1 protein-coding gene is annotated in these 1055 nt (G+C 69.9%); it reads left to right on the top strand.

All coding sequences use genetic code 11. The features are described 5' to 3' along the window. Positions 1-106: 106 nt before the first annotated feature. The coding region (locus IE182_RS31505; protein ID WP_190113418.1) for an IS481 family transposase at positions 107-1055 on the top strand (949 nt) is incomplete at its 3' end.

The raw sequence follows: 1055 nt of genomic DNA, 5'->3' as shown, positions 1-1055 counted from the left end.
TGTGTTGTCCCGGGACGTTGGTGACACGCGTGCTGGGTGCTTGAACTGGGTGAGGGCCTTCTGGCTCGGTGTGGATTACGACATCTGCACCGCCCAGGAGGCCCTCGTGCCACACCGTAACGCCCCGCTGACCGAGACCGGCAGACTGCGTCTGGCCCGGTGCGTCGTGGATGACGGCTGGCCACTGCGTCGGGCAGCAGAACGTTTCCAGGTCAGCCACACCACCGCTGCCCGCTGGTCCACCCGCTACCGCACCCTGGGCATCGCCGGGATGAGCGACCGCTCAAGCCGCCCGCACCACCAGCCCCGCAGAACCCCGGCCGCGGTGGAGGACCTCGTGCTGCGGCTACGGCGCGAGCACCGGATCGGCCCCCTGCGGCTGGCAGCCCGCGCAGGCATCGCCCCCTCGACCGCCCACCGGATCCTTGCCCGGCACGGCCTGCCGCCCCTGGCCGCACTGGACCGGGCCACCGGTGAAGCGGTCCGCCGCTATGAACGCGCCCGGCCGGGCGAGCTGGTCCACATCGACGTCAAGAAACTCGGCCGGATCCCCGACGGCGGCGGCCACAAGAGCGTCGGCAGGGCCGAAGGCCGGCGCAATCGGACCGGTGCTGGTTACGCCTACCTCCACACCGCCCTCGACGACCACACACGCCTGGCCTACACCGAAGACCTGCCCGACGAGACCGCTCCCACCTGCGCGGCCTTCCTGACCCGCGCCACCGCCTGGTTCGCGGGCCTGGGCATCACCATCGAACGAGTGCTGACCGACAACGCCTGGGCCTACACCAAGAACACCTGGCGCCAGACCTGCCGCGACCTGGCCATCCAGCCACGCTGGACCCGGCCCTGGAGGCCGCAGACCAACGGCAAGGTCGAACGCTTCCACCGCACCCTGCTCGACGAATGGGCCTACCACCGGCCCTACACCTCAGACACCGAACGCCAAGCCGCGTTCACCGACTGGATCGACTGGTACAACTACCACCGACCCCACACCGGCATCCACGGCCAAACACCCGCCAGCCGCGTCACCAACCTCACCGAACAACACA

Origin of the sequence: Streptomyces cinnamoneus (assembly GCF_014650495.1) — a bacterium.
GTDB classification, from domain to species: domain Bacteria; phylum Actinomycetota; class Actinomycetes; order Streptomycetales; family Streptomycetaceae; genus Streptomyces; species Streptomyces cinnamoneus.
Note: the sequence above shows the minus strand (reverse complement) of the source record. Positions and strands in the feature narration are given on the sequence as shown.